Source organism: Aquiflexum sp., from assembly GCF_041751335.1.
GTDB lineage: Bacteria > Bacteroidota > Bacteroidia > Cytophagales > Cyclobacteriaceae > Aquiflexum.
The window spans coordinates 1-4,787 of the sequence record NZ_JBGSXS010000080.1 but is presented as its reverse complement, the minus strand read 5'-3'; the positions used below and the strand labels follow the sequence as shown (position 1 = coordinate 4,787).

Genomic DNA, 4,787 nt, shown 5'->3' with positions numbered 1-4,787 from the left:
ATTGCCCTGAGGGACATTGATCTGGAAATCCTCGGAATCATTTCCTTTGTCGAAGGATATTTTTTTTATTTCGTTGAATTTGATGTCGAGGTTTTTGCTGAAACTGCTCGTAATGTTATTTCCCTCGACAGTCAGGTCCAGTTTTTTGATACAGATATATCCCTCTTGGATGATGATGTTGGGTTGGTCCGAAGGAAAAAGCTCCATGGTACCTTCGTATTTGCCTTTGATGTTAAAAGTTAGGCCTAAATAGTTTTCGTCAAGTTTGTGTGAAAAGTAATCATGGGCAAAATGTTGGATAATGAGCATAGACCGGGCTTATTATTTTGACTTAAAATAAATTGAGATAGATGTACAGTTAAACCATTCAATCACCTATAGCCAATAGCTTCAAATACAACACAACAATACTCTGGTTTTTGGGTGATCAGAGAACGAATAAATAATATTTTTCTCAGATTTAATAATGGTAATATAAATTGATCTGTTTTTTGGAGTGGAGTTTTTTTGCAAGTTTTTGGGTTTAAATTATATGTATAAAGTATTGGTAATGAGTTTTATGTGTCCATTCTTTGGGAAAGTTGTTGAGATTTTTGAAATGCAATAATTGAATATTTAGCATCTTTTTATGCAGTGTAAAGAATTTTAAAAAAAAGTGGTTTTTTATGCCTCTTTGTGGCAAAGAGAGGCAATTATGTTTTTTTTTCCTGTATCCGACAGAATCGGGGTGGGTTTAAAATCAGGTGTTTTTTATAGCAGCCCCGAGAAAGCCTGTCCCATACCGATAGCTATCGGTACGGGAGGCTGAACATTAATTATCTCGTCCGCCGGGGTGAAGCCCAAGGTAAGGTGCAGGTAATACCTTTCGGTTTCTTCTAACACATATGCACCGCAACTCTGGGTTTTGATAGCGCCGATTCAAGTAATTTCGGTTAGAAAGTCTGTTTTTGGAACACGAGGCCTCTTTACCTAAATGTGGAAAACAGACCTTGTTAAGGATGGTGTTGGTTAGATTTAGACTCGGGTAAATCAATTGGTGAAAGATATTCTTGGAATCTCAAGCACCGCTACTATGGGTGAATGAATTGGTAGGTTGGGGTTGGCAGTCTGAAGACTGCAAGTTTGTGGTCCAAGTCTGAAGACTTGAACCAGCAGCTCTACTAACCTCCCTGTATTGCCGCCGGGGGCATAAAGGCGATGAGGCAGGTAAATTCGGGGTTGAATATCCCGAAGAGCGCGGGAACAGCGTGAATAGTGCATTATGATGTACTATTTAATATAAATACATAGGAGAGATAGGGATTACTATGATATAGTGCAGTTTATTGCCTTATTTTTTGTGTTTTAAAAGTTAAAGATTACATTTACATCAAATAATGCTTTATAATGCACTTTACTGAATTGATTAAAACCGTCAAAGAACGAAGGGAAGTTCTGAAAGTAACACAGGAAACCTTGGCAGAACTAGCTGGAGTTGGGTTAAGGACCTTAAAGCAGTTTGAAAGTGGCAAGGGGAACCCTACATTGCTTACCATGCATAAGATAGCGGATGTGTTGGGTATGGAGGTTTGCCTGAAAATTAAAAATGTTACGCACCATCCATGAGACATGCCAAAGTATTGTTTAAAGATGAGGAAGTGGGTATACTGAGCCAACACGATGATGGTTCGTTTTCATTCCGTTACCACGATACTTGGGTAAAAGACATGGATAAACAAAGTATCAGTCTGACCTTGCCTAAATCCGGACAGGAGTTCCATTCTGAATTTCTGTTTCCTTTTTTTTACCATATACTTCCTGAAGGATCCAATAAAGCGGTAGTATGTAAACTCAATAGAATAGATCCGGAAGACCATTTCGGATTGCTGATGACAACTGCTAAAAATGACAGTATAGGTGCCGTCAGGATCATAAAAACAGAAAAGTGATGGGATTACCTGAAATTAAATATTGTCCCGGAACATTGTCCGAAGGTTTTGATACCTATAGCAGGACGGCTTTGAAGCGGGTATTTCAGGGAAAGAAGGTACATCATGTTTTGCCATACGATTCTCCGGCACACAGTTCCGATTCGGATGAACACTTTGAACAGAACCGAAAACACATTTCTATTTCAGGGGTGCAGGAAAAATTTTCAGTATTGCTGGATAAAAACAAGCTTAGACTTACCCAAGAAGGCGAACGTGGTACATATATCCTGAAACCTGTTCCCGGGGCCGGCAAAAATCCTGATCAAATGCCAGCGAATGAACACCTGACCATGCAAATTGCCCGTCAGGTTTATGGTATAGAGACTGCGGAAAATGCTTTGATATTTTTCAGGAATGGTGCTCCGGCCTATATCACCAAGAGATTTGATGTCAAAGAAGGCGATGCCCCGCCTTCAGGACAGGTAGAGAAATTGGCTCAGGAGGATTTTGCTTCCCTGTCGGGAAGGACACCGCAAACCCATGGAGCACATTACAAGTATTTGGGGAATTATCTGGAACTTTTCGAAATGATGCAAAGGTATATACCGACCTACAAAATAGAAGCTCCCAAGCTTTTGAAAATACTGTTGTTCAATTACTTGTTTTCAAATTGGGATGCCCACTTTAAGAATTTCTCAATATTGGAAACCCCCATGGGAGACTTTAGACTCAGCCCTGCTTATGACCTGCTTAACAGCCGCATTCATATAGCGGACAAGGACTTTGCTTTAGAAGGTGGTCTATTGCCCGGGAATATAGCCCAGGGGAAAATCAGCTTGCAATTTGCCAAATTGGCTAAGGAAACAGCAATCAGTGACAAGACTTTCCAGGATATTTATGCTTTGATGGTCTCCAAATCAGACTCGGTTGAAAAATTGATAGGAGCATCTTTTCTCAATGAATCCACCAAGAGAAATTTCCATCAGGCATATCAAGGGAGGTTAAAGCAGCTTTTGAAAGTTTGAGGTCTGTTTGGGTGAGGGGTGGATTTACCTTCGGATATTAGGAGACTTTTTACCAGGCCTGAGGCTTTTCCCACCCTCCCTGCACTACCGCCTGAGGTTATTGGAACAGGAACATGTTTCCCGAAATAGACGGAAAGTCTGATTAAGAAGAATTTATTCGATGCTTTTTTTAGTGAGTGCCGTCTTTTTCATTTGATTTCTATCAATTCTCTTACTTTTTTGCTTGACCAAAAAAGTAACAATCCCGATAGCTATCGGGACAAGACAATGAGATCCTATCATCGCGCGAGGCCAGTGCCGGCCCGGCTCATTGTCTTCCTGCCCACTATCCCATACAGATAAGGCACGTTACGAAATTAAGGTTTTTTTGTAGCAGCCCTGTAGGGGCTATCTCGGAATTGGGGGAGCACGAAATCTGGAACTTAAACCTTTTTCTCAACAATTAACCTGTCTCATGTCTCATGTCTCACGTCTCACGTCTCATATCTCACGTCTAAAATCTCGCATCTAATTTTGAATATGGGATTACTTTATCATGGGTATTTGGGATTTTTTAGGTTTGTGGTGGGGATTTCAAATCCCTTTTATCTGGGTTCGGGATTGCAAATCCCAAACAGCGGCAACAGGGGCAGTCTGAAGACTGCAATATTGTGGTCCAAGTCTGAAGACTTGAACCAAGTAGGACTTCGAAATTTTTATGCCAATCAGACCTAATAAATTTGGATATTTCAATGCTGGGAGTAAATTTGTCAGCTATGAGTAATAAAATTACTCGTTTGAAAATGGCCTTTTTTGGGACTCAAAGGGCGAAGCTGTGGGAACTGCGGTAATGGTGGTGTGAAGGACAGAAAGGGAGGTTAGAATTTTAGATTTATGATTTTAGATTTAAGATTTGAGACACGAGAAGCGAGAGGCGAGAAGAAACAAAGCTTGTCCCGAAGAATTTCGGGGAGACAAGAGACAAGAAGCGAGAGGCGAGATGCGAGAGCCAATAACTGTCCCGATGAATATAAGCATAATCAAAATGTACCTGAATGGGTTTCAATTTATCTTCTAATCCAACCCCACTGTTCACTTTTCAATTATTACAAATAACTAATAACAACTCACTATCCACTTATCAAAGTTTTTCGGTTATAACCCCAAAAATATACCATATATTAAATATATTTATGGTTATAACCCTAAATAATTATGATTAATCGGAACGTTTATATTGAAAAGCTTAGATTATTTATTAGCAAAAGACTGGTGACAAGGAATAGTTAGAAGGATGTAAAATTGAATGTGGGATAGTGCGCGAGATTAGAAGCGAGACCTGCCTGTCGGCCGGGCAGATCCGAGATTGGGTTTGTGAAAAAAATTAGAGAAAGTTTTTTAGCGAGGAATAATGATGAGGGTTTACAGGTTGACTCATATTGACAATATTCCTTTTATTCTATTAAATGGGATCACTGGAAAAAACTCATCTAAAGTAAATTTAGACTTTGTTTCAATAGGCGATGTGTCATTGATTTCAAATAGAGATGAAAAATTTGTTTACATTGACAACGGAGAAATTTCTTCTGAAAACAAAAAAAGAATCCGTCTTGGTGATTTCACGCCATTTTATTTTGGAGTCAAAATGCCCATGTTATATGTAATCCAAAATGGAGGTAACTTTGTTCCAAAAGCCTATTCAGCCAATAAAATTATTTATTTGGCAATCGATTTGAAAGATATTGCAAATCTTGAAGTTGAATTGTATTTTTCAGATGGACATGCAACAGATAACTACACTTCGTTTTATGAAAGGGAATATCTTTCACAGATAAATGATATTCTAGATTGGACCGCTATCAAAAGCAGATAT

General features: G+C 39.1%; 5 protein-coding genes and 1 pseudogene. 5 read left to right on the top strand and 1 reads right to left on the bottom strand.

From position 1 onward, the window contains the following. Positions 1-309 (bottom strand): annotated as a pseudogene (locus ACEW8U_RS05040) (hypothetical protein); the annotation flags it as partial. Between the two features lie 1,077 nt (positions 310-1,386). On the opposite strand from ACEW8U_RS05040, the gene ACEW8U_RS05035 reads away from it, so the two are divergent. From ACEW8U_RS05035 to ACEW8U_RS05015, 5 genes are all read left to right on the top strand, one after another. Then, the gene (locus ACEW8U_RS05035) at positions 1,387-1,605 is read left to right on the top strand and encodes a helix-turn-helix transcriptional regulator (RefSeq protein ID WP_373520946.1); all 219 of its coding nucleotides are present in this window, start codon (positions 1,387-1,389) and stop codon (positions 1,603-1,605) included. Next, positions 1,602-1,928, top strand: a complete 327-nt coding sequence (locus tag ACEW8U_RS05030; protein WP_373520945.1) for a HipA N-terminal domain-containing protein — start codon at positions 1,602-1,604, stop codon at positions 1,926-1,928. The genes ACEW8U_RS05035 and ACEW8U_RS05030 overlap by 4 nt, the downstream gene beginning before the upstream one ends. Continuing rightward, entirely contained in the window at positions 1,928-2,935 is a 1,008-nt protein-coding gene (locus ACEW8U_RS05025) for a HipA domain-containing protein (RefSeq protein WP_373520944.1), read from the top strand. The genes ACEW8U_RS05030 and ACEW8U_RS05025 overlap by 1 nt, the downstream gene beginning before the upstream one ends. Positions 2,936-3,454: 519 nt before the next feature. After that, the gene (locus tag ACEW8U_RS05020; protein ID WP_373520943.1) at positions 3,455-3,649 is read left to right on the top strand and encodes a hypothetical protein; all 195 of its coding nucleotides are present in this window, start codon (positions 3,455-3,457) and stop codon (positions 3,647-3,649) included. Between the two features lie 676 nt (positions 3,650-4,325). Further along, on the top strand, positions 4,326-4,787 hold a 462-nt coding region (locus ACEW8U_RS05015), incomplete at its 3' end, for a DarT ssDNA thymidine ADP-ribosyltransferase family protein (RefSeq protein WP_373520942.1).